Source organism: Amycolatopsis sp. 195334CR, assembly GCF_017309385.1.
Taxonomy (GTDB): Bacteria; Actinomycetota; Actinomycetes; order Mycobacteriales; family Pseudonocardiaceae; genus Amycolatopsis.
Window position 1 is genome coordinate 3,260,048 of the sequence record NZ_JAFJMJ010000001.1, and the last position, 22,356, is coordinate 3,282,403.

A 22,356-nucleotide genomic window follows, 5' to 3' on the forward strand; every position below is an offset into this window, starting at 1 on the left:
GTACTGGGTCAGCCCCAGCCGGGCACGATCAGGGCGAGCCACACGGCGGCCGGGACCACCACGACCATGATGCCGCCGTAGACCATCAACTGCCGGAAGAACGTGTCGCGGTCGACGTTTTTCGCGTTGGCCAGGACGAGGGCGCCGTTCGTCGAGAACGGGCTGACGTCGACCACGGTGGCGGCGACGGCCAGCGCGGCGATCATGCCGATCGGGCCGACCGTGCCCTGGGCGAGGAACGGCACGGCCAGCGGGATGAGCGCGCCCATGATGCCGACGGAGGACGCGAACGCGGACACGATCGCGCCGATGTAGCAGAGCAGGAGCGCGGCGAGCAGTGGCACGCCGACGCCGGTCACCGCGTTGCCCGCGTAGTCGATCGTGCCCATTTCCTGGAGCACGCCGACGTAGGTGAGCACACCGCAGATCAGCAGGACGGTCGGCCAGGTGATCTCGCCGACGGCCTTGCGGCCGGTGTCCGGCCAGAACACGCTGAGCAGCACGGCCAGCGAGATCGCGGTCAGGCCGACGTCGAGGTCGAACACCAGCGCGCCGACGACCAGCGCGAGCAGGCTGACCAGCACGGCGATCCGGGCGGGGTTGAGCTTGGGGGTCTCTTCGGCGTCGTCCTCGGCCGTGACGCGGGTGCGGCCGAGCTTGAGCCCGCCGAGCACGACGAAGAGGATGGCCGCGATGACCAGGTTGACCGCGAGGCTGGCCAGGAAGAGCACGGTCTCGCTGCCCGCGAGGTTCTCGCGGCTGACGATGCTGTTGACCGTGGAGCCGTAGACGCTGATCGGGGAGAAGCCGCCGGCCTGGGCGCCGTGGACGACGAGGGCGCCCATCAGGAGTGGGCTGATGCCGTAGCGGGAGGCGAACCCGAGCGCGATGGGCGCGACGATGGCGACCGCGGCGGGGCTGACCGCGCCGATCGCGGTGAGCACGGCGGTGACCGCGAACATCACCCAGGGGATGAGGGCGAGCCGGCCGCCGACCAGGTGGATGGAGGCGTGGACCAGCCAGTCGGTGGTGCCAGTCGCCCTGGCGATGGCGAAGAGGTAGGTGACGCCGACGAGCACCACGAACAGATCACCGGGGAAGCCCGCGAAGATCCCGTCGGCGTCCAGCCCGGCGACCAGCGTCCCCACCCCGAACGCGCCGGCGAAGGCCAGCACCCCCATGTTGATCGATCTGGTGGTGGCGAGCACGAAGATCACCACGAGAACAAGGATCGAAATCAGCTCGGCGGACATCAGGGCTCCCGTCGTTGGTCGCCGCAGTGGCTGAGTGGCCAGTCCACTCGGTGGCTCAGTGGCCTAGTGGCTCAGTGGCTGGTCCACTTTGCGGTGTGCTGGATCACGCTGTCAAGGGGGCAGTGGTTCAGTGGCTGAGCCACTTGGCCGTTTTCCGGTGGGGAGCCGGTCACCGGCTGTTAGGCTCGGTGGTCCAGGCCGACCGTTGCCGGAGGGATTCATGGGGTCCGACGCACTGCGCCCGATGGCGCGGCCACGGCTGTACGAGCAGGTGGTCCAGCGCATCCGGGAGTACGTGGTCGAGTCCGGCCTCGGCGCCGGTGACAAGCTGCCTGCCGAGCGCGAACTGGCGCAGCGGCTCGGCGTCAGCCGCGCGTCGGTCAAGCAGGCCATCGTGGTGCTCGACGTGCAGGGCCTCGTCGAGGTGCGGCACGGCGGCGGGACCTACCTGACCAGTGCCAAGCTCGACCTCGAACCGGTCGAGGAACTGGTGGAGCGCCGGCGCAGGCTGCCGGATGTGCTCGAGGCGCGCGAGGCCATGGAGACCAAGCTCGCCGAGCTCGCCGCCGAGCGGCGCACCAAGGAGGATCTCGACGCGCTCGAGGACGCCCTGCGGTACATGGCCGAGGAAATCGACAACGGCGAGCAGGGCATCGAGGGCGACCGCCGGTTCCACGCCGCGATCACCGCGGCCGCGCGGAACCCGATCCTCGCCGAGTTCATGACTTCGATCGCCGAGCAGATCGCCGAGAGCCGCACCGAGTCGTTGCACCAGCCGGGGCGGCCGAAGCGGTCGCTCACCCAGCACTACCGGATCTTCGACGGCATCAGCCACGGCGACCCCAAAGCCGCCGCGGCGGCGATGAAGCGGCACCTGCGCACGGTCGCGAAGGTGCGCCTGCTGTCCTGGAACCCGGACGAAGAGGCCTGACCGGGTATCTTCACCACGACGGAACCGGACGCACCTCTCCCACCGTCGTACCCGTCAGGTGTCGCTGAAGGGGGCCGTCCACGACCGCCGGCGGGAACTCGTCGACGGGCGGGGCGAACTCCTACGTGCACAACCCGACCGGCTGGACCGACGCACTCGGCCTGACCGAGTCGAGCGATCTCGAATGGGTCGACCCCAACGCGCCTGACCCGGCTTCGACCACCGGGCGCACCTGGCAGGAGTCGTTCCAGCGGCGGTTCCGCGACCCGCGCAACCGCGGCCCGAACGGCGAGCCGGTACCGGACACCGGGTTGTCCGAGCGCCCGGGGCCACCGGGATCCTGTGGTGGTGGCGGACGGCGTGGACGGAGGAGACGATGACGGACCGGCGGTCCTTGCTGGCCGACTTGTGGCGCAACGAGCAGGTGCCGATCGAGGACGCGTTGTTCCTCGCCGACGGCAGTGCCTACGACCTCCGGCTGGACCGGGACGCACCCGGCGGGCTGGCCGTCGGCGACCGGTTCGACCTGGCGGAACTGCTGGCCGAGGACCCCGACTGGGTGGCGTCGATCCACCCGCTGCGGGAGGTCGGGCTGCCCGCCGGGGACGGTTGGCTGACCAGTGGTGAAGGGTCGCAGGGCGCGGACGGCTTCTTCGCCAGGCTCGACGCGGCCCGCACCCCGCGCTGGGTCGCCTTCCTCGCCGAGGGCAATCCCTTCACCGAGATCACCGTCGACGGGCGAATGGCGACCTTCACCTCGACTTCCGGGGTGGTCGTCACGGTCGATGCCGACCACCCCGAGCGCGGCTGATCAGGCGGAGACGACGGTCAGCTCCGTGCTGCCCGCGTGCCCGCCGCCGCAGCGTTCGGTTACCTGGTGCACGCCGGGAACGGCGTCCGCCCGGATGAGCGCGGTGCCCCACGACAGGGCCGAAGAGCGCACGGTGAACACCGCCACCCCGCCGTTTCCGGTGTACGGGCCGTCCTGGCCGGTGGCGGCGAACGCGGTCGAGCCGACCAGGTTCAGGCCCTCCACCCCGCACCCGGCGACCACCCGCACCCGCTCGCCCGGCCGCACGATCTCCTTGTCCAGGTTGAGGAACGAGCCCGTGGGGGCCGCCGAGGCGGTGCCCGCGGTCAGGGCGAGGGCCGCCGTGGTGACGATCAGCGCTCGGCGCAGCGTGGACATGGGTTCCCTTTCGTTCGCGGTTGACCGATCCCCGCAGCGGCCGGTCAACTCTTCACCTCAACCAGACGCGCCCAGCCGGTGCGGGTTGCCTGCGCGACGCCACCGGTCGGGTGAGTCGTAGGCTGGGGAACCGTGTTAGTACTGGCCGTCGACACCTCCACGCCCGCGGTGACCGCCGGGGTGGTCCAACTCGAGCCCGATTCGCTGGCCCTCGCCGCCGAGCGGGTGACCATCGACGCCCGCGCCCACGGCGAACTGCTCACCCCGCACGTGCTCGACGCCGTGCAGGCCGCCGGGGCCCACCTCCGCGACCTGGGCGCAATCGTTTGCGGAGCCGGCCCGGGACCGTTCACCGGCCTGCGCGCGGGTATGGCCACCGCCGCCGCGCTCGGGCACAGCCTCGGCATCCCGGTCCACCCGGTGTGCAGCCTCGACGCCATCGCCGCCGAGGTCACCCCCGGTGAGCCGTTCCTCGTCGTGACCGACGCGCGCCGCCGCGAGGTGTACTGGGCGGAGTACGACGTCGACGGCAAGCGCGTCGGCGAGCCCGCCGTGCAGAGTCCCGCCGAGCTGGTGACCACGGCGAAGGCCGCCGCGGGGTACTTCGCCGAGAAGACCGGGCTGCGCATCCTCGAACCCGAGTACCCGTCCCCGCTCGGGCTGGTCATGGCCGCGCGGGAGGCACTGCGCTCCGGCGCCGAACCCGCCCCGATGACCCCGCTCTATCTGCGGCGCCCGGACGCCGTCGAACCCACCGCGCGCAAGCGGGTGACCACGCCGTGACGGTCGAGCTGAGGCCGTTGCGCCGCGGCGACATCCGGCGCTGCGTGGAGATCGAGAAGATCCTCTTCCCCGGCGACAGCCCGTGGAGCGCCGCCGCGTTCCGGTCCGAATTGGACTCCGGCGCGCACTACCTCGGCGCCTACGAAGGGCAGGAACTGCTCGGTTACGCGGGACTGGCCGTGGTCGGCCCGCGCGGTGACTACGAAACGAGCCTGCACACGATCGGCGTCGCCCCGGAACACCAGGGCAAGGGCATCGGCAAGGCGCTGCTGGAAGCGTTGCTGGCCAAGGCCGACGAACTGCGCGCGCCGGTGCTGCTCGAAGTCCGCACGGACAACGAGGTCGCGCTCAAGCTGTACGAGACGCACGGGTTCACCAAGCTCGGCGTGCGCAAGCGCTACTACCAGCCGTCCGGTGCGGACGCTTACACGATGGTGCGGCCGCCGCTGGGCGTGGCCGCGGAGGAGGCCGGCTGATGGGCGCCCGGATCGTCATGGGCATCGAGAGTTCGTGCGACGAGACCGGCGTCGGCCTGGTCCGGCTGCACGACGACGGCACCGTGGAACTGCTGGCCGACGCGGTCGCGTCCAGTGTGGACCAGCACGCGCGGTTCGGCGGCGTGGTGCCCGAGGTGGCCAGCCGCGCGCACCTGGAAGCCATGGTGCCGACCACCGAACGCGCCTTCGCCGACGCCGGGCTGAAGATGTCCGATGTGGACGCCATCGCGGTGACCGCCGGGCCGGGGCTCGCCGGTGCGCTGCTGGTCGGCGTCGCCGCGGCGAAGGCCTACTCGGCCGCGCTGGACGTGCCGCTCTACGGGGTCAACCACCTCGCCGGGCACATCGCGGTGGACACCCTGCAGCACGGCCCGTTGCCCAAGCCCTGCTTGGCGTTGCTGGTTTCCGGCGGGCACACGCAGCTGCTCCGGGTGGACGACGTGGCCAGTTCGATCGTCGAACTCGGGTCCACTGTGGACGACGCGGCCGGTGAGGCTTACGACAAGGTGGCCAGGGTGCTCGGCCTGCCGTACCCCGGCGGGCCGCCGATCGACAAGGCCGCCAAGGCCGGAAACCCCTCCGCCATCGCCTTTCCGCGTGGCATGACCGGCCCGCGCGACGCGAAGAACGACTTTTCCTTCTCCGGCTTGAAGACCGCCGTCGCGCGCTGGGTGGAAGGCGCTGAACGCCGCGGTGAGGAGATCCCGGTCGACGACGTGGCGGCCTCGTTCCAGGAGGCGGTCGCCGACGTGCTGACCGCGAAGGCGGTGCGTGCGGCCAAGGAAGCCGGTATCGGCACGATCGTCATTTCCGGTGGCGTGGCGGCGAATTCGCGGCTTTCGTCGCTCGCGCAGGAGCGGTGCGACCAGGCGGGCATCGAGCTGCGGGTGCCGCGGCCGCGGCTGTGCACGGACAACGGGGCGATGATCGCCGCGCTCGGGGCGCACGTGGTGGCCGCCGGGGTCAAGCCGTCCTCTTTGGACTTCGCGGCCAATCCGGCGCTGCCGGTGGGGGCCGTCTCGGTCTGAGACGGCCCCCGGCCGGCCGCTAGTTGGGCGCCCAGGAGGGCAGGATCCGGACGTCGTCCGCCTTCACGTAGGCGATCCGGTGGCCGAACTGCACCTGGACGAACTTCGTCTTGCCGCGCACCACCTGGTGGTCGGCGGTGTCGAAGTTGACCGCGTAGTAGTACTCCGAGCCGGTGGTCAGGCCCAGCGTGTACCGCTGGCCGGCTTCCATGGTGTAAGGCAACGGGATGAACTCACGCGGGGTGATGCCCTCGGGATACGCCGACGCCTCCGGGTACGCGCCGCCCCAGATCTGGACCGGGCCCGACTTGGGCGTGACCACCTTGCCCTGCACCGGTTTCGCGGTGGCGTTCGACGGGTTGTGGAACCAGCCCTTCTGGCCGAGGTACCACACCGCGGTCCAGTCGCCCTTGACCTCGGCGACCGCGTACTGCTGCCCGCTGTCCACCCGGCTGCCGATGTCCGAAACGTGCATTGTGGACTGTCCGGTTTCCGGGTGCAGGCCGATGTCCTTGAGCAGCGGGGCGTCCGCCCGCGGTTCCGTGCGGAGGATGACCGAAGTGGACCCGCGCGGCGGGCACAGCGGCACGTCCTTCTCGCAGTACTCGAAGGCGGGCTTGTTCGTGGCGAAGTCCGGCGCGATGGTCACCATGCCGGTGTTCGGCCGCCAGTCGCCGGAGCCGGTGTCCGCGCGGTCGACCGGGGCACCGAGCAGATCGAAATAGTGCGTCCAGTCCCAGTACGGGCCCGGATCCCAGTGCATGCCCTTGATCTTCGCCGGGCTCAGGCCGGGCACGTTGTCGTGGCCGATGATGTGGTCGCGGTCCAGCGGGATTTCGTACTTGGCGGCCAGGTACCGCACCAGCTTCGCCGAGGTCCGGTACATCGCCTCGGTGTACCAGGTGCCCTTGGCGGCGAAACCCTCGTGCTCCAGGCCGATCGACTTCGCGTTGACGTACCAGTTCCCGGCGTGCCAGGCGACGTCCTTGGTCGGCACGTGCTGGGCGATGTGGCCGTCGGCGGAGCGCAGCGAGTAGTGCCAGCTCACGTAGGTCGGGTCCTGCACCATGTCCAGCACACCGTTCCAGTAACCCTCGGTGTCGTGGATGACGATGTAGTCGATCTTCTGGCTGTTCGGCCGGTCCGCCTTGTCGTGGTTGCCGTACCCGCCGGGGATCTCCTGGTACGGCGCGGGGATCCATTCGCAGGAGATCCCTTGTGGACACTCGATCGGCCCGGCCGCGGCGGGCACGCCCTTCGGTGCGGCGGTGGGCGTCGCGGCGAGGCTGACGCGCTGGCCGTCGTCGGTGACCCGCTCCACGCCGGTCGCGATGGTGCTGAACACCTCGTCGGCGAACGCGGTGGCCGCGGAGCTTTCCTCGCTGCCGCTGTACTTCGCCACGGCCTGGTACCAGTCACCGGTCTCGCGGTGGTGGGCGGCCAGCAGCGCGGCACCGCCGCGGATGTTCTGCGCCGGGTCGGTGCGCAGCGTCTCGGTGTCCACTCCGGTCAGTTCGGCCGCGGTGTCCAGCGACTGCAGGGAATCCGGGGGTGGCGCGGGCGGCCCGGCCTCCGGGTGCAGCGGCGGGCGTGACTCGTCGCCGCGCGGGTCCTCCTCGCCCTGGTCGTGGTGCGTGCCCACGCCCGCGGTCCGCAGGTCGGTGAGGTGCATCGGGCCGTACCCCGCCGAGGTGCTCGGCGTGCCCGCGTTGGTGTCCCATCGGGACTCGAGGAACGAGACGCCGAGCAGGACGTCCTGCGGTACCCCGAACTCGGCCGCCGCCGCGGCGAAGTCCCGTTGCCGCTGCTGATCGGCCGGTGCCGCCTGGGCGGCGGGCACGGAAACCGCGCCCGCCGCCAGTAGCAACACCGCCAGTCTTGCTGCTGTTCGCCGCATGTAACCGGCCCCCAGTGCTAGGTGGATGCTTGTGAGCACCTACCTAACACCGCGCGGACCTCGTCAGGAAGAGGCCGTTCGGGCTCAGGCCGGGTTGAGCGCGGGCACCCGGTCCTCGACCACGAAGCTGGCCGCGGTGCTGACCGGGGCGTCCGGCTTGGTCACGTACGGCAGCACGCGGTAGTCGGCGCGCAGCTCGTCCGCGGTGAACCGGGTGCGGATGTACCCGCGGCGGTTGCGGTGGAACTTGACGTGCGGGTTCTCGTCGAGCACCGCCTGGTTCGGGTCGTCGTTGCCGTCGCGGCCGCTGGTGATCGAGGTGGTGACCAGCTCGACGCCGACGCCCTTGGAGTCCGGCCGGCCGTAGGTCTCCTTGATCTCGGCCGCCCAGTGCCGGTGGACGTCGCCGGTGAGCACGACGCCGTTGCGGACCGCCGAGTCGCCCATCGCGGTGGCGATGCGGTCGCGGTTGACCTTGTAGCCGTCCCAGGCGTCCATGTTGTAGCCCTCGGCCGCGCCGGGGGTCAGGTCGATCTGGGCGAAGAACACCTGCTGGCCGAGGACATCCCAGCGGGCGCGCGAGGCGTTGAACCCGTCGACGATCCACTTCTCCTGCTCGGCGCCGGTGATCGACCTGGTCGGGGCGAGGCGCTCGGCGCAGTTGGCCTTCACGCCGTCGCCGCAGGCCTGGTTGTCGCGGTACTGGCGGGTGTCGAGCATGTGGAAGGTGGCCAGGTCGCCCCAGGCCAGGCGGCGGTAGAGGCGCATGTCGATGCCGTTGGGGCGGGCGGTGCGGCGCAGCGGCATGTTCTCGTAGTAGGCCTGGAAGGCGGCCTTGCGCCGGGCGAGGAAGGCTTCGCCGGGGGTCTGCGAGGAGTCCTCGGGGACCTCGTCGGCCCAGTTGTTCTCCGTCTCGTGGTCGTCCCAGACCACCAGCCAGGGCGCGGTCGCGTGCGCGAGCTGCAGGTCGGGGTCGGTTTTGTACTGGCCGTGGCGGAGGCGGTAGTCGGCGAGCTTGACCGTCTCCGGGCCGACGACCTTGCGGACCTCGTTGGTGCCGGCGGCGTACTCGTACTGGTAGTCGCCGAGGTGCAGGATCAGGCCCGGCTCGTCCTGGGCGAGGTGGCGGTAGGCGGTGAAGTAGCCCTGGCCGTAGTGGGAGCAGCTGGCGAAGCACATGGTCAGGTCGGTCATCTGGCCCGGCGCGGGCGCGGTGCGGGTGCGGCCGACCGGGGAGATCTCGGAGCCGGCGCGGAAGCGGTAGAAGTACTCCGTGCCGGGGGCGAGGCCGTCGGCCTCGACGTGCACGCTGTGCGCCGCGTCGGGGCTGGCCCAGGTGCGGCCGCCCCGGACGAGGTCGGTGAACTTCTCGTCCTTGGCGATCTGCCACTCGACGACCTGGCCGCGGGCGGGCATGCCGCCGAGGCCGTCCTCGGCGAGCGGGTTCTTGGCGAGGCGGGTCCAGAGCACGACGCTGTCGGGGTACGGGTCGCCGGAGGCGACGCCGAGGGTGAACACCTCGCCGGGGGCGGCGAGGCCCGCGCCGGCGGAGGTGGTCGCGCGGGCGAGTCCGGAGGCGCCGAGCGCGGCCAGGCCGAGCGCGCCGGCGCCGCCGAGCAGGACGGAACGCCGGGAGGGGGTGCTCATCGACACGATGACTCCTCAACAAGGTGGTGGGAACCGGCTGTCGCCCCCGATCGCACTGCGCCCGCGTCGAACGGGACAACCGTCCGGGATGACCACTCCGTGAATTCCTTTCGCGTCCGGCCGGAACAACGGGGCCGGTCAGCGAGTTGCACGGGGAGGTGGGCCACGTCAAGTGGACCCTCCTTGCGCGACTAGCACTCACGTGGCTAGAGTGCTAATTGCACGGCACCGCACACGCCCCGGCACCCGCGACGGCGGGGGTGGTAGGAGTCGTAAACCTTCAAACCTGCCAACGCTTTCTTCCGACCCGTGGAGGTCAACCCGGTGAGCGTGAACATCAAACCGCTCGAGGACAAGATCGTTGTCCAGACGAGTGAGGCCGAGGAGACCACGGCCTCCGGTCTGGTCATCCCCGACACCGCCAAGGAGAAGCCCCAGGAGGGCAAGGTTCTGGCCGTTGGCCCGGGCCGCATCGACGACAAGGGCAACCGCGTCCCGGTGGACGTCAAGGAAGGCGACGTCGTCATCTACTCCAAGTACGGCGGTACCGAGGTCAAGTACAACGGCGAGGACTACCTGATCCTCTCCGCCCGCGACGTGCTGGCCGTCATCAACTGACGTCCGCTCTGCAGCGCATGACGCCCCGGGGCCCCGATTGCCGGGGAGCCGGGGCGTCCGTGCGTTCTAACCACTTCGAAAGGTAAGCGGAAAACGCTATGCCCAAGCAGATCAGTTTCGACGAGGACGCTCGTCGCGCGCTGGAGCGCGGGGTGAACAAGCTCGCCGACGCGGTGAAGGTCACTCTCGGCCCGCGCGGCAGGCACGTCGTCCTGGACAAGAAGTTCGGCGGCCCGACGATCACCCTGGACGGCGTCACCGTCGCCCGTGAGATCGAGCTGGACGACCCGTTCGAGAACCTGGGCGCCCAGCTGGCCAAGAACGTCGCCACCAAGACCAACGACGTCGCCGGCGACGGCACCACCACGGCCACCGTGCTGGCGCAGTCCCTGGTGAAGGTCGGCCTGCGCAACGTGGCCGCCGGCGCCAACCCGACCGCGGTCGGCCGCGGCATCGAGGCCGCCGCGGAGAAGGTCGTCGAGGTCCTCAAGGCCAAGGCGACCCCGGTCAAGGGCCGCGACAACATCGCGCAGGTCGGCACCGTGACCTCGCGTGACGCCACCATCGGCGCCCTGCTCGGCGAGGCCGTGGAGCGGGTCGGCGAGGACGGCGTGATCACCATCGAGGAGTCCTCGACGCTGGCCACCGAGCTGGTGATCACCGAAGGCGTGCAGTTCGACAAGGGCTTCCTGTCGGCGCACTTCGCCACCAACCCCGAAGAGCAGCGCGCGATCCTCGAGGACGCCTACATCCTCATCCACCGCGAGAAGATCTCCGCACTGGCGGACCTGCTCCCGGTGCTGGAGAAGGTCGTCGAGGCCAAGAAGCCGCTGCTGATCATCGCCGAGGACGTCGACGGCGAGGCGCTGTCCACCCTGGTGGTCAACTCGCTGCGCAAGACCATCACCGCGGTCGCGGTGAAGGCCCCGTTCTTCGGTGACCGCCGCAAGGCGTTCCTGGACGACCTCGCCACCGTCACCGGCGCCGAGGTCATCTCCGCCGAGGTGGGCCTGAAGCTGGCCGAGGCCGACCTGAGCTCGCTGGGCAAGGCCCGCCGGGTCGAGGTCACCAAGGACAACACCACCATCGTCGACGGCGCGGGCACCAAGTCCGACCTCGACGCGCGGATCGCCCAGATCCGCAAGGAGATCGAGACCACCGACTCCGACTGGGACCGCGAGAAGCTGCAGGAGCGGCTCGCGAAGCTCGGCGGCGGCGTCGCGGTGATCAAGGTCGGTGCGGCCACCGAGACCGAGCTGAACGAGCGCAAGCACCGCATCGAGGACGCGGTCGCGTCCACGAAGGCGGCCGTCGAGGAGGGCATCTTGCCCGGCGGTGGCTCGGCGCTGGTGCACGCGGTCAAGGAGCTCGAGGACGGCCTCGGCCTGACCGGTGACGAGGCGACCGGCGTCCGCATCGTGCGCGACGCGCTCACCGCGCCGCTGCACTGGATCGCCACCAACGCCGGCTTCGAGGGCGCGGTCATCGTGTCCAAGGTGCAGGAGCAGAGCTGGGGTCAGGGCTTCAACGCGGCCACCGGCGAGCTGACCGACCTGCTCGCGGCCGGCATCGTCGACCCGGTGAAGGTCACCCGCTCCGCGGTGGCCAACGCGGCTTCCATCGCCCGGCTGGTGCTCACCACGGAAAGCTCCGTGGTCGAGAAGCCCGCCGAGGAGGAGGAAGGCGCCGGCGCGGGCCACGGGCACGCGCACTAGGCACCACCAGCAGTACCGAAAGGGGCGGCACCCACGCGGGTGCCGCCCCTTCTTTTTGTCCGCTTTGCCCCGAACCTGCTTTAGCCCGCAGAAGCCGGTTCCGCTGGTCAGGCGTTGGTGCCGGAGTCGATGGTGACGGCCGAGCCGGTGAGGAAGCGGCCCGCGTCCCCGGCCAGGTGGGCGACCGTGGCGGCGATGTCCCCGGCCGCCATGAACTCCCCGTACGCCGAGAGCTCCCGCTGCCCGCCGGCGTGGTCGCCGTTCGCCGGGTTCATGTCGGTGTCGGTCGAGCCCGGCTGCACCAGCACCGCGGCGATGCCCCGCGGCCCGAGGTCCCGCGCCAGCCCCCTGGTCAGCCCCAGCAGCGCGGACTTGCTCGCCGAGTACAGGCTCAGCCCCGGCCACGGCACCCGCTCGGCCAGGTTGCTGCCGATGGTCAGGATCCGGCCGCCCTCGCCCATGTGCTTCAGCGCCGCCTGCGCCGCCACGAAGACCGCCCGCACGTGCACCGCGAAGGTGTGGTCGATCTGCTCGACGCTGACCTCCTCGATGGTCGCGGTCGGGAAGATGCCCGCGTTGTTCACCAGGATGTCCAGCCCGCCGAGCGCTTCGGCGGCCTGGTCGACGGCGGCGGCCAGCGCCACCGGGTCGGCGCTGTCGGCCTGGATGGCGAGGCTCTTGCGGCCCAGTCCCTCGATCGCCGTGGCCACCGAGGCCGCCCGGTCCGCCGCGCTGGTGTAGGTCACCGCCACGTTCGCGCCCTCGGCCGCCAGCCGGGTGGCGATCGCCGCGCCGATGCCCCGGCTGCCCCCGGTGACCAGTGCCGTGCGCCCGTCCAGAGTGCTCATGCCCGCTCCTATTCTGTATCGATCGCTACATAAAACCGGCGCGTAGGATGAGGCGTCAAGGGTTTTTGTATCGCTTGTTACAGAAGGTGGTTCATGTCACCACGTGGCCGTCCGCGCGCGTTCGACCGGGACGCCGCGCTGCGCGAAGCCATGTACGTCTTCTGGCGGCGTGGTTACGAGGGCGCCTCGATCGGCGACCTGACCGCGGCGATGGGCATCAACTCACCCAGCCTCTACGCCGCGTTCAGCTGCAAGGAAGCGCTGTTCCGGGAGGCCGTCGAGCTGTACGGCCGCACCCACGGCGGGCTCACCGGCCGCGCGCTCGCGGAGGAGCCGACCGCGCGTGGGGCGATCGAGCGCATGCTGCGGGACAACGCGCGCGCGTTCACCGAGCCGGAGCTGCCGTCGGGCTGCATGGTGGTGCACGCGGCGACCAACTTCGCGGTGGCCAACCAGGGGGTGCACGACTTCCTGGTGGAACAGCGCCGCGACAACCACCGGTCCATCCTGGACCGCATCCGCCGTGGACAGTCCGAAGGTGACATCGCCGAGGAGGCGGATGCCGATGCCATGGCGCTGTTCTACGAGACAGTCCTCTATGGACTTTCCGTGCAGGCGCGGGACGGGGTGGGCGCGGGCGAGCTGAAGTCCGTGGTGGACTCCGCGATGCTGGCCTGGCCCGCGTTCGCGGCCGCCCGGAAATGACGAAGGCGCTTCCCGGTGGCGGGAAGCGCCTTCACCGGGGTGCGGCTCAGGTGCTGGACAGGCTCAGCGAGCGCTTGCCCGCCTTGATGATGTTCTCGCGTTCGGATTCCGAGAGCCCGCCCCAGATCCCGTACGGTTCGTGCACGGCCAGCGCGTGCCTGCGGCACATCTCCAGCACCGGGCAGGCCTGGCAGATAGCCTTCGCCTTGGCTTCTCGTCTGGCCCTCGCCGGGCCTCGTTCCCCGTCGGGGTGGAAGAAGGAGCCGCTGTCCATCCCCCGGCACGACCCCTCGAGTTGCCAGTCCCACACATCGGCGTTGGGGCCAGGGAGCCTGCGCGTGTCTGCCATCGTGACCGCCTCCGCTATCCGGGATTTCGCCGCCGGAATCCGCAGTTCCTACAACGCTCGCTACTCCATTCGGTGCAACGGGCGTAACGTTAGAAGCGCGCCAATACTTGTTCAAGAGATCCGGCCTGATTCAGCCGTTAGGCATCCCCCGGATGTGTGAGTGACCGCACAGCTCCGGCTTGCCACCCCTCTGACCGGCCGGGATATTGGGGCGAGTGGGATCCGAGGGCGACTTAGGTCACGCGGCAGGCCAACTGGTGGCGCCTGCCGCGGCTGAGCCCGATCCCGGCGAACCCAGCCTCCCCGTCGCCTCGGTCGCGCGCCGACTCGGCGTCGCTCCGGCCACGCTCCGGACGTGGGACCGGCGGTACGGGCTCGGGCCCAGCCGTCACGTCGGCGGGCGGCACCGGCGCTACGGTCCCGCCGACATCGGCCGCCTCGAACTGATGCAGCAGGCGCTGCTGCGGGGCACGTCCACCGCCGAAGCCGCGCGGTACGCGCTGGAGCGCATGCCGAAGGCCGCCGAAGCGGCGCCGGCCACGTCGCTGCGGATCGACACCCCCGACGGGCACCTGCTTTTGCCCGCGGAAGCAGGTGAGCCGGGGCAGTCGCGGCTGGCGCGGCGGCTCAGCACGGCCGCGCTGGCGCTCGACTCGCGGGCGGTGCAGCGCACGCTCGCCGACGTGATCGAGGGGGCGGGGGTGCTCTCGGCGTGGTCGGGGGTGATCCAGCCGGTGCTGGCCGCGCTCGGCGACCGGTGGCGCGGCGGCGGCGCGTCGGCCGGGGCGGAGGTCGAGTACCTGCTCGCCGACGCCGTGCTCGCCGCGCTGATCCGCGCGACGCCGGTGCTCGACGAGCCGCGGAACCACCGGCCGGTGCTGCTCGCGAGCGTGCCGGAGGAGCGGGACGGGCTGGCGCTGTACGCGCTCGCGGCGGAACTGGCCTGCCGGGGCGTCGGCACGCAGCTGTTCGCCACGCCTTTGCCCGCGGAAGTGCTCGCGGTGGCCGTGCGGCGGGGTGCGCCGGCGGCGGTGGTGCTGTGGGCGCGGCGGGCCGGGGTGGCGGACGCGCGGCTGTTCTCGCGGGTGGCGCGCGGGCGGCAGCGGAGCCGCCTGTTCGCGTGCGGGCCGGGGTGGGACGCGGCGGCGTTGCCGTCGAAGGTCGAACTGCTCGCCGACCTGTCCGCGGCGGTCGACCGGGTCGAGTACGTGCTGCTCGGTCCGCGAGACTGACCGGGTGGAGGAACTGCTGCGTCAGGCCGCCTTCGGCGACGACCCGGGTGCGGGGCGGCTTCTGCGGGGAAAAGCAGGTTCGGGGCGGGAGCGGTTGCTGGCCGGGATTCTGGCTGGGGCCGAGGGCCGGTATGCGACCGCGGCGACGCTGTTCCAGCAGCTCATGCGGGGTGGGGACCGGGTTCTCGCGGCCCATGCGGCGGCTGGGTTCGCGGCGCATCGGCGGCAGTTGGGTGGGCATGGGGCTGCTCTGCGTTTCGATGGTCTGGCGGTGGCTTGGGCCACTACTGATCTTGGAAAGTGTGGGCCGCGGGGTTCGGGCGGGCTGGGCGCGGATGAGTTGGATGCGGACGGGCTGGATGCCGAGGGGGCACTGGTCGATGGGCTGCTCGGCCTGGCCGCCGACAACCTCGGCCTGGGCCGCCTGCGGGCTGCTCGGCTTCTGCGGGCAAAAGCAGGTCGGCTCCTGGCGGCAGGGGAGGCGTCGTCGGGCGAGCGGGTCGGCGGGGAGCGGCGTTTGCCCGCAGAAGCACGCTCAAGAGGCTGGAGGGGGCGCATCCGGGCCGGTTGGATCGGGGCGGAGATCGAGTTGGCCGCCGGCAACGCTCAAGCCGCCCTCCCGCCCGCCGAGCAAGCTGCCGAGCTCGCCCGCGCGTGCGGAGCCGTGCGCCACGGGATCAAGTCGGATCTGGTGCTCGCCGCGGCGCTCACCGCTGCGGGCGATTCCGCTGGGCGGGAGCGGGCACTCGATCTGGTCCGAAACGCCCGGTTGGCCGCCGAGAAATATGAACTTCGCTCACTTATCTGGCCCGCCGCCCTCATTTCCGCGGATTTGGTTCCTGCTAATGGCCATCTGCATCGATCCAGAGCGGATACAGTGTTGCACGCAGTGTTACTACGCGCAGACCCTGGGGGGAGGCGGCTTGCACGGGAATCACCCTGGGTGCCGGTGTAGCCCCGGAGTAGGCGGAAGCGGCTCCGATGGCTCGACCGCGCACACCGATACCGACATCCGGGCTAGGGCATTTCAAAAAAAGCCACCGGATCGTGTCAAGGTGGGGCCTAAAGCGTCCGATAGGGGATATGGAATGTCACCCGGCTGCAGGAAGGAAACCCCGTGACGACGGTCTTGATCTGCGACGACCGACGCAGTGTCCGCGAAGGGCTTACTCGCGTGATGTCTGCTGTTCCAGGGGTCAGTCGCATCGACTGCGTAGCGCACGGTGACGAGTTGCTGGCCAGGTACTCCCGGCAGCCGGTGGACGTCGTGCTCGTCGGTACCCAGCGCGCGGTGCCGACCGGGGTGGAGGCCACCCGACGGCTCGTCTCCGCGAACCCCCAGGCGAACGTCATCGTGTTCGGCGCCCCCGACGACGCGGGCAGCATCGCCGCCGCGATCGCCGGCGGGGCCCGCGGCTACCTCCGGTGGGACGCGTCCCGTCCGGAACTCGTCGCCGCACTGGCCCACACCCTCGCCAGCACCTCGGTACCGGCGCCCCGTCAGCCGTCGGACCCCGGCGTCCAGCTGACCGAGCGCGAACTCCAGGTCCTGCGCGGGATGAGCCAGGGCAAGAGCAACGGGCAGATCGGCCGCGAGCTGTACCTTTCCGAAGACACCGTGAAGACCCACGCCCGCCGGCTGTTCCGCAAGCTCGGCGTGCGCGACCGCGCCCAGGCCGTCGCCCACGGCTTCCGTCGCGGTCTGGTCTCCTGAGTAGCTCTGACCAGCTCGAACGCTCGACCTCCCCACCCCACCGGGTCACCTGCTGTCCGGCTCCTCCTTCCATCCAGTGGAGGACGCCGGACATTTTGTGCTCAGCTGTAACACCACCCGGTCCGGACCCGTTGTAAGTTGTTGAAAATTGAAGGACCGGGATGCTGAAAATCCGGCCGCGCCCCGCGAGGCGCGCCGAGAACGACCGTGAGCAAGCGCCAGCGGTGCCGGACGGTACGGTGGGTGTCACCGGCGTGAGGGATGACGAATGCCGCACGCCGGGCTCTTTGCACGCCTAGACGTAACACCGGGACTGTTGTCTGCGATGGCCAATGTGGGGGATGGACTGGACGAGCCAGTCGCCGCCGCTGTCGAGGGAGACCCCCAGGCAGTAGAGCGGCTGCTGGCCGCTATCCGTCCCCTTGTGGTGCGGTACTGCCGCGCCCGAGTCGGCAGGCAGGAACGTTCGTTCGCTTCGGCGGACGATGTCGCGCAGGAGGTGTGTCTCGCGGTGCTCACGGCATTGCCCTCGTACCGTGATCAGGGGCGCCCCTTCCTGGCGTTCGTGTACGGGATCGCCCAGCACAAGGTGGCCGACGCGCACCGCGCGGCCGCCCGCAACCGAGCCGAGCCGGTGGCCGAGGTCCCGGACGAGGTCGAAGGCGGCGTCGGCCCGGAACAGCGCGCCCTCCAGGGCGAGCTGAACCAGCGCATGGCGCAACTCCTGCAGGTCCTGCCCGACAAACAACGTGAGATCGTCGTCCTGCGCGTGGTCGTGGGGCTGTCCGCCGAGGAGACCGCCGAAGCGGTGGGCTCCACGCCGGGCGCGGTCCGCGTGGCCCAGCACCGCGCGCTCGCGCGGCTCCGCAAGGTACTGGCCGCTGAGGAGGTGGTCTGAGTGACCGAACGCGAAGGTCCGCGTGAGCTCGAGCAGCAGGACGGCGCGGCGGGCGATGTGCCCGGCTCCGTGCCCGACCTGTCGGCCGTGCAGGCCGACGACGCGTTGCTCGACGCACTGGGCGGGTCCGACCCCCAGGTCGCGGACGCACTCGGAGACCAGGAACTGAACGCGCTGCTGCTCGCCTGGCGGCGGGACATCGACAGCCAGCCGATCCCGGAACTGATCGACACCGACGCCGCGGTGGTCACCGTGAAGACCGCCGCGCTGGCCCACAAGCACGGCAACCGCGGGCGCAAGCGCCGCCTGCTGGTCCCGGTGGCCGCGGCCGCGGCGGTGCTCGCCATCGCCTTCACCGGCACCGGGCTCGCCGCGCGCGACGCCCAGCCCGGCGACACGCTGTGGGGCCTGACCAAGGTGCTCTACGCCGACCACGCCCGGTCGATCGAGGCCGCCGCCCAGGTGCGCAGCGAGCTGAACGCGGCGGACATCGCGATCAGCGAGGGCAGGCTGGACGACGCCCGCAAGGCGCTCGACGACGCGCAGGCCGCGCTGCGGCAGGTGTCCGTCGAGGACAACCTCGACCAGCTGATGGCCCAGCACCGGCAGCTCAGCGCCCGGCTGGAGAACCCGAAGCCCGAGGTGCCGAACAACCCGGGCACCACCGAGCCGGGCACCTCGCAGACGGGCACGTCGCCGACCGGCACGCCGCCGGTGGACAGCCCGCAGCTGCCGCCGACGGACATCCCGACCACACTGCCGCCGGACAACACCGCGCCGACCAGCAGCCCGCAGGAGCCGTCGAGCCCGCCGCCGCCGACCACCACCTCGGAGATCAGCTCCGGCGGTGGCTCGGAGCCGAACACCGGCACCGGCGGCAACAAGGGCAACGCCGTGGAGGGCAACCTGCCCGCCGAGGCAGGCACCCCGTAACCGCGGGCACCCCATAACCGGGCATCCCGTAACTGGCACCGCGTAACCGGGCACCCAGCAACAGGCATGCCGTAACCGGCACCGCGTAACAGCGCCGCGCAGCCAGCGCCGCGCAGCCAGCGCCGCGCAGCCAGCGCAGCGCAACCGGCGCAGCGAGCAGTGCAACCAGCTGCGAGCAGCACAACCAGCTCAGCGAAAAGGCCCCCGGCAGCTCGCCGGGGGCCTTTTCGCGGTCGGGTACCTCAGTAGGCGCTTTCGGTGGTCGTGACCCCGTCGGCGAACCCGCGGCAGTAGTCCCAGCTCACGTAGTCGGCCGGATTCGGGTCGAAGGCCGGCTCGTGCGGGCGCATGCGCCCGTCGTTGAGCAGCTGTTCCAGGCTGGCCCGGAGCAACTGCCAGTCGTGGTAGTGAGGCTGGTCGCATTCGCCGCAGTCCACGACGATGCCCCGCACCCCCCGGGGGGCGAGCAGGGCCTGGTACACGGCCAGATCGGACAGGTCGGCGAGCAGCTCGGTGCGCTCGTCGGCGGTGATCGGCTCGGTCACGTCGTCGTCCATCCCGGCGACCTCCCTGGCGGGATCGTCCGGGTCGTCGGCGAACGGGTCTGGGGGCAACACGTCGTGCGGCACGCGCTGCACGGTACCGGGCGGGCCCCGGGGCGCGTCCAGATACCATCGGTTACTAGCGCGCCGAGTCGCTTTCGACCCACCCCTCACCCGCGCCAGGAAGGCCAACAGCCAGCCATGACCAGCGAGCACCCCGCCACCTTCCCGACCAAGTTCGCCATGCTCGGGCTGACCTTCGACGACGTGTTGCTGCTGCCCGCGGAGTCGGATGTGGTGCCGAGCTCGGTGGACACCTCGACCCGGCTCACCCGCAACGTCAGCCTCCGCATCCCGCTGGTCTCCGCCGCGATGGACACGGTGACCGAGGCCAGGATGGCCATCGCGATGGCCCGGCAGGGCGGCATGGGCGTGCTCCAGCGCAACCTGCCGATCGACGAGCAGGCCACCGCGGTCGAGGTGGTCAAGCGCTCCGAGGCGGGCATGGTGACCGATCCGGTGACCTGCTCCCCGGAGGACACCCTGGCCGAGGTGGACGCGCTGTGCGCCCGCTACCGCATCTCCGGCGTCCCGGTGACCGACGCGGCAGGCACCTTGGTGGGCATCATCACCAACCGCGACATGCGGTTCGAGGTGGACCACACCCGCCCGGTCAGCGAGGTGATGACCCGCACCCCGCTGGTCACCGCGCAGGTCGGGGTGACCGCCGACGCCGCGCTGGGGCTGCTGCGCCGCCACAAGATCGAGAAGCTGCCGATCGTGGACGGCGCGGGCAAGCTGCGCGGGCTGATCACGGTCAAGGACTTCGTCAAGACCGAGCAGTTCCCGAACGCCACCAAGGACACCGACGGCAGGCTGATCGTCGGTGCCGCGGTCGGGGTCGGCGCCGACGGGCACCAGCGCGCGATGGCGCTGGCGGACGCGGGCGTGGACGTGCTGATGGTGGACACCGCCCACGGGCACTCGCGGGCCGTGGTGGACACCGTGGCCCTGCTGAAGAAGGAACTCGGCGACACCGTCGACGTGGTCGGCGGCAACGTGGCCACCCGGGCCGGGGCGCAGGCGCTGGTCGAGGCGGGCGTGGACGGGGTGAAGGTCGGGGTCGGCCCCGGCTCGATCTGCACCACGCGCGTGGTCGCCGGGGTGGGTGTGCCGCAGATCTCGGCGATCTACGAGGCCGACCAGGCCTGCCGCCCGGCCGGCGTGCCGGTGATCGGGGACGGCGGCATCCAGTACTCCGGCGACATCGTCAAGGCGCTGGCCACCGGGGCCTCCACGGTCATGCTGGGCAGCCTGCTGGCCGGTACCGCCGAAGCGCCCGGTGACCTGATCCTGGTCAACGGCAAGCAGTTCAAGACCTACCGGGGCATGGGCTCGCTGGGCGCGATGCAGTCGCGCGGCGAGGCGAAGTCGTACTCGAAGGACCGCTACGCCCAGGACGACGTGCTCTCCGAGGACAAGCTGGTGCCCGAGGGCATCGAGGGCCGGATCCCGTTCCGCGGGCCGCTGTCCACCGTGGTGCACCAGCTGGTCGGCGGGCTGCGCTCGGGCATGGGCTACGCCGGGGCCCGCACCGTCGCCGAACTGCAGGAGGCGCAGCTGGTCCGGATCACCGCGGCCGGGCTGAAGGAGAGCCACCCGCACGACGTCACGATGACGGTCGAGGCGCCGAACTACACAACGCGCTAGTGCGGCTCGTCGCCGGCTTGGTGCTGGCGGGGCTGGTGGTCGTGGGGTGCGTGGTCGGCATCGTGATCACCGTGGCCGATCTGCGGTCGCCGGAGCACGACGTGCCGGCGGTGGTGGTCAGCGCGACCCGGCCGGAGCCCTGTGCACCGCCGTGCCGGTGGGACCGGACCGACGTGGTGGCCCGGGCCGAGGACGGGCGGACGCTGGAGTTCGGCGTGACCGGCGACGACTGGCCGCCCGGGCTGGTGGCCGGGGCCCCGGTCACGGTCCGGCTGAGCGAAGTCGGCGGGCACCCGGTCGGAGTGCGCACCTCCGGTGGTTCCTTCGACACGATGGACCCGACCGGGCTGAGCGGCCCGCCGCTCCTCGCGGCCCTGATCGGGCTGCTGGTGGTGACGTCGGCAGGCACCTGGCACTGGGTGCGCATGCGGGCGTGACGACGCTGGCGCGGCCACCGTCTTCGGTGCCAGGATGAGGTGCCCGCCGCCTGGGACGCACCAGGAGGCTCGTTCATGTGGCGACACGTTCTGCTGATCCCCGTCCTGCTGGCGGTGGCGGCGCCCGCGCAGGCGGATCCGGCGTTCTCGGTGATGACCCCGGCGGACACGGTGGCCTCGCGCACCGACCGCCGCCCGCTGGCGGGCGGGGTGCACGACCCGGCGGCCGGGGTGACCTTCATCTCGTGGTCCGGGGTGAACGCGGACACCTACGTCCAGGCCTACGACCACCGCGGCGGCGACTGGACCGCGCCGAAGCTGATCGCCGGCGGTGAGGCCGATCCGCACAACTACCCGACGATGGTGCTCGCCGACGACGGGCACCTGCTGATCTTCCGCGGCATGCACAACAGCCGGACCGTGCTGAGCCGGGCGCCGAGCCCGCATTCGCTCGACGGCGACTGGACGCACACCGAACTGCCGGAGGGCGACGCCGCGAGCTACCCGATGCCGGTCAAGACCGCGCGCGGCACGCTGATCGTGTTCTACCGCGAGACCACCCGGGAGATCGACCCGAGCGCGCCGACCGACTTCCGCCCGATGAAGTACCTGATCTCCCGGGACAACGGCCGAACGTGGAAGAACTCCGTGCAGCTGACCGGGCAGGAGTTCGCCTTCGGCTCGAAGGGCCGCGCGGACCACATGGACGAGGTCTACGTGGGACAGCTGCGGTACGAACCGGGTTCGCTCGGGCGGCCCGAACGCGTCCACATCGTCTACACACTGGCCGGTGGTGGTCCGGACCAGCACGTCCACGACTACTACCACCGGAACGTCTACTACGCCTGGTTCAACCCGGCGAACCTGCGCTTCCACGCCGCCGACGGCCGTGACCTCGGCACGCAGATCGACGACGCCGACCAGGAGCGGTACCTGAAGGTGGCCGAGACGCCGCTGGAACGCCCCGCTGGGCTGAAGTCGCCGGACTACATCCAGCAGGTCGGGTTCGGGCCCGACGGCAAGCCGTTCGTGCTGTGGTTCCAGTTCGACGCGAACGGCATCCCGCTGGACCACGCCGCCAGGTGGACCGGGACCACCTGGGAACGCGAGCAGGTCGCGAATGGACTCCGGACGCGCGAGATCGAACCCGCCGGGAACGGGAACTGGCGCGTCTACGCCACGAGGGACGGCCTGCCGGACATCGAGACCTACCTCCTGTCCGCACGGGACGGGTTGGACTGGCGGGCGGAGACGGTGATCCGCACGCCGAAGCCGGTGCAGCGGGTCGAGGTGATCACCGGCTTCCGCGATCCGGCGCGGATCCTGGCCACCGGGGCGTCCAGCGCGCGGGAGGTGAGCGTGGCCGACGGCGACATCTACGTGGCCGGCGCGCCGAACTGACGCCCCCCGCGTGCCGCGGTGAAGCCCAC

The 22,356-nt window shown here is 71.1% G+C and carries 24 protein-coding genes; 17 read left to right on the forward strand and 7 right to left on the reverse strand.

The genetic code is table 11. The features are described from left to right. Positions 1-8: 8 nt before the first annotated feature. Positions 9-1,253 (reverse strand): SLC13 family permease, encoded by a 1,245-nt coding sequence (locus JYK18_RS16045; protein ID WP_206802814.1) that lies wholly within the window; start codon positions 1,251-1,253, stop codon positions 9-11. A gap of 220 nt (positions 1,254-1,473) precedes the next feature. Here JYK18_RS16045 and JYK18_RS16050 point away from each other — a divergent pair, with 220 nt between their 5' ends. The 3 genes from JYK18_RS16050 (at position 1,474) to JYK18_RS16060 (ending at position 2,995) form a co-directional block, all read left to right on the forward strand. After that, positions 1,474-2,184, forward strand: coding sequence for a FadR/GntR family transcriptional regulator (locus tag JYK18_RS16050; RefSeq protein ID WP_242579144.1), 711 nt, complete (start codon positions 1,474-1,476; stop codon positions 2,182-2,184). A 125-nt stretch (positions 2,185-2,309) separates the two neighbouring features. Further along, positions 2,310-2,564, forward strand: a complete 255-nt coding sequence (locus tag JYK18_RS16055; protein ID WP_206802815.1) for a hypothetical protein — start codon at positions 2,310-2,312, stop codon at positions 2,562-2,564. Beyond that, entirely contained in the window at positions 2,561-2,995 is a 435-nt protein-coding gene (locus JYK18_RS16060) for a hypothetical protein (protein WP_206802816.1), read from the forward strand. The genes JYK18_RS16055 and JYK18_RS16060 overlap by 4 nt, the downstream gene beginning before the upstream one ends. On the opposite strand, the gene JYK18_RS16065 is transcribed toward JYK18_RS16060, so the two are convergent. Beyond that, positions 2,996-3,373 (reverse strand): hypothetical protein, encoded by a 378-nt coding sequence (locus JYK18_RS16065; RefSeq protein WP_206802817.1) that lies wholly within the window; start codon positions 3,371-3,373, stop codon positions 2,996-2,998. It lies immediately after the preceding gene. A gap of 132 nt (positions 3,374-3,505) precedes the next feature. Here JYK18_RS16065 and tsaB point away from each other — a divergent pair, with 132 nt between their 5' ends. From tsaB to tsaD, 3 genes are read left to right on the forward strand one after another with little or no spacing between them, the layout of a single operon-like run. After that, positions 3,506-4,156 carry a tRNA (adenosine(37)-N6)-threonylcarbamoyltransferase complex dimerization subunit type 1 TsaB gene (gene tsaB, locus JYK18_RS16070; RefSeq protein ID WP_206802818.1) on the forward strand — a complete coding sequence of 217 codons (651 nt, stop codon included), beginning with the start codon at positions 3,506-3,508 and terminating at the stop codon, positions 4,154-4,156. Next, on the forward strand, positions 4,153-4,632 hold the full coding sequence (gene rimI, locus JYK18_RS16075) for a ribosomal protein S18-alanine N-acetyltransferase (protein WP_206802819.1): 480 nt from the start codon (positions 4,153-4,155) through the stop codon (positions 4,630-4,632). Before tsaB ends, rimI begins: the two co-directional genes overlap by 4 nt. Further along, the gene (gene tsaD, locus JYK18_RS16080; protein WP_206802820.1) at positions 4,632-5,681 is read left to right on the forward strand and encodes a tRNA (adenosine(37)-N6)-threonylcarbamoyltransferase complex transferase subunit TsaD; all 1,050 of its coding nucleotides are present in this window, start codon (positions 4,632-4,634) and stop codon (positions 5,679-5,681) included. Before rimI ends, tsaD begins: the two co-directional genes overlap by 1 nt. A 19-nt stretch (positions 5,682-5,700) precedes the next feature. Here tsaD and JYK18_RS16085 read toward each other — a convergent pair whose 3' ends face one another. After that, positions 5,701-7,578 carry an N-acetylmuramoyl-L-alanine amidase gene (locus tag JYK18_RS16085; protein ID WP_206802821.1) on the reverse strand — a complete coding sequence of 626 codons (1,878 nt, stop codon included), beginning with the start codon at positions 7,576-7,578 and terminating at the stop codon, positions 5,701-5,703. Between the two features lie 84 nt (positions 7,579-7,662). Then, positions 7,663-9,225 (reverse strand): alkaline phosphatase, encoded by a 1,563-nt coding sequence (locus JYK18_RS16090; protein WP_206802822.1) that lies wholly within the window; start codon positions 9,223-9,225, stop codon positions 7,663-7,665. A gap of 324 nt (positions 9,226-9,549) precedes the next feature. Between JYK18_RS16090 and groES the strand changes: the two genes are divergently transcribed. Both groES and groL read left to right on the forward strand, forming a co-directional pair. Then, positions 9,550-9,843 carry a co-chaperone GroES gene (groES, locus tag JYK18_RS16095; RefSeq protein ID WP_026360373.1) on the forward strand — a complete coding sequence of 98 codons (294 nt, stop codon included), beginning with the start codon at positions 9,550-9,552 and terminating at the stop codon, positions 9,841-9,843. 98 nt (positions 9,844-9,941) lie between these two features. After that, entirely contained in the window at positions 9,942-11,558 is a 1,617-nt protein-coding gene (groL, locus tag JYK18_RS16100; RefSeq protein WP_206802823.1) for a chaperonin GroEL, read from the forward strand. A 107-nt stretch (positions 11,559-11,665) separates the two neighbouring features. Here groL and JYK18_RS16105 read toward each other — a convergent pair whose 3' ends face one another. Next, positions 11,666-12,406, reverse strand: coding sequence for an SDR family NAD(P)-dependent oxidoreductase (locus JYK18_RS16105; RefSeq protein ID WP_206802824.1), 741 nt, complete (start codon positions 12,404-12,406; stop codon positions 11,666-11,668). Positions 12,407-12,499: 93 nt separating this feature from the next. Here JYK18_RS16105 and JYK18_RS16110 point away from each other — a divergent pair, with 93 nt between their 5' ends. Next, the gene (locus JYK18_RS16110; RefSeq protein WP_206802825.1) at positions 12,500-13,111 is read left to right on the forward strand and encodes a TetR/AcrR family transcriptional regulator; all 612 of its coding nucleotides are present in this window, start codon (positions 12,500-12,502) and stop codon (positions 13,109-13,111) included. Positions 13,112-13,157: 46 nt separating this feature from the next. Here the strand turns inward: JYK18_RS16110 and JYK18_RS16115 are convergent, their stop codons facing one another. Then, positions 13,158-13,460: a WhiB family transcriptional regulator gene (locus JYK18_RS16115; RefSeq protein WP_206802826.1), complete on the reverse strand. Its 303-nt coding sequence runs from the start codon at positions 13,458-13,460 to the stop codon at positions 13,158-13,160. A 257-nt stretch (positions 13,461-13,717) separates the two neighbouring features. Here JYK18_RS16115 and JYK18_RS16120 point away from each other — a divergent pair, with 257 nt between their 5' ends. The 5 genes from JYK18_RS16120 to JYK18_RS16140 all read left to right on the forward strand — a co-directional run bounded on the left by JYK18_RS16120 (position 13,718) and on the right by JYK18_RS16140 (position 18,237). Then, positions 13,718-14,692, forward strand: coding sequence for a MerR family transcriptional regulator (locus JYK18_RS16120; protein WP_206802827.1), 975 nt, complete (start codon positions 13,718-13,720; stop codon positions 14,690-14,692). Positions 14,693-14,696: 4 nt separating this feature from the next. Next, positions 14,697-15,647 carry a hypothetical protein gene (locus tag JYK18_RS16125; RefSeq protein ID WP_206802828.1) on the forward strand — a complete coding sequence of 317 codons (951 nt, stop codon included), beginning with the start codon at positions 14,697-14,699 and terminating at the stop codon, positions 15,645-15,647. 162 nt (positions 15,648-15,809) lie between these two features. Then, a complete protein-coding gene (locus JYK18_RS16130) occupies positions 15,810-16,406 on the forward strand; it encodes a response regulator transcription factor (protein ID WP_003073605.1) in 597 nt (198 codons plus the stop codon). 325 nt (positions 16,407-16,731) lie between these two features. After that, positions 16,732-17,304, forward strand: coding sequence for a sigma-70 family RNA polymerase sigma factor (locus tag JYK18_RS16135; RefSeq protein WP_153035930.1), 573 nt, complete (start codon positions 16,732-16,734; stop codon positions 17,302-17,304). Positions 17,305-17,361: 57 nt separating this feature from the next. After that, positions 17,362-18,237: an anti-sigma-D factor RsdA gene (locus JYK18_RS16140; RefSeq protein ID WP_307796007.1), complete on the forward strand. Its 876-nt coding sequence runs from the start codon at positions 17,362-17,364 to the stop codon at positions 18,235-18,237. 242 nt (positions 18,238-18,479) lie between these two features. Here JYK18_RS16140 and JYK18_RS16145 read toward each other — a convergent pair whose 3' ends face one another. Then, positions 18,480-18,875 carry a DUF5319 domain-containing protein gene (locus tag JYK18_RS16145; protein ID WP_206802830.1) on the reverse strand — a complete coding sequence of 132 codons (396 nt, stop codon included), beginning with the start codon at positions 18,873-18,875 and terminating at the stop codon, positions 18,480-18,482. 105 nt (positions 18,876-18,980) lie between these two features. Between JYK18_RS16145 and guaB the strand changes: the two genes are divergently transcribed. From guaB to JYK18_RS16160, 3 genes are all read left to right on the forward strand, one after another. Further along, positions 18,981-20,489: an IMP dehydrogenase gene (gene guaB / locus JYK18_RS16150; protein ID WP_206802831.1), complete on the forward strand. Its 1,509-nt coding sequence runs from the start codon at positions 18,981-18,983 to the stop codon at positions 20,487-20,489. After that, positions 20,489-20,926, forward strand: coding sequence for a hypothetical protein (locus tag JYK18_RS16155; RefSeq protein WP_206802832.1), 438 nt, complete (start codon positions 20,489-20,491; stop codon positions 20,924-20,926). Before guaB ends, JYK18_RS16155 begins: the two co-directional genes overlap by 1 nt. A gap of 75 nt (positions 20,927-21,001) precedes the next feature. After that, on the forward strand, positions 21,002-22,327 hold the full coding sequence (locus tag JYK18_RS16160; RefSeq protein WP_206802833.1) for a BNR-4 repeat-containing protein: 1,326 nt from the start codon (positions 21,002-21,004) through the stop codon (positions 22,325-22,327). Positions 22,328-22,356: the final 29 nt, after the last annotated feature.